Source organism: Staphylococcus sp. 231237_7MaSpsaltlick, from assembly GCF_043107035.1.
Genome location: NZ_JBICNX010000440.1, coordinates 1 through 394, shown reverse-complemented (window position 1 = coordinate 394; position 394 = coordinate 1). Strand labels below are relative to the sequence as shown.

At 26.6% G+C, this 394-nt stretch carries 1 pseudogene; it reads right to left on the bottom strand.

The features are described from left to right. A pseudogene (locus ACF91D_RS32245) lies at positions 1-394 on the bottom strand (DNA/RNA helicase domain-containing protein); the annotation flags it as partial.

Below are 394 nucleotides of genomic sequence, written 5' to 3'. Positions count from 1 at the left end.
ATCTTTTACCTATATCATATAATACAAGTGATTTGCCAGTTCCAGCCCGTCCTTCAATAATATGATTGTTTTTCAAATTAACCACATCCTCAACTATTTCTTGTTGATGTTGTGTCAAAATATACTTAGAATCGATAAACTTTTTGGTGTCGTTAAATGGTGAGATTAAATATTTAGAAGGTTGAAATATCTCATCCAAATGTAAATTAATTAATGTTCGATATTTAGACATTATTTCAATCAACTCTTTACTTGATATCTCTTGAAGTTTCTCTTCTACATTGTTGTATTTATATAATTTATTATCTCCACTTATATATGTAATTATATCAATTTTATTTGTAATTGCTTTTAAGTATTGATGGTTCTTTTTTTGTTGTGCCAAGACTTTCTC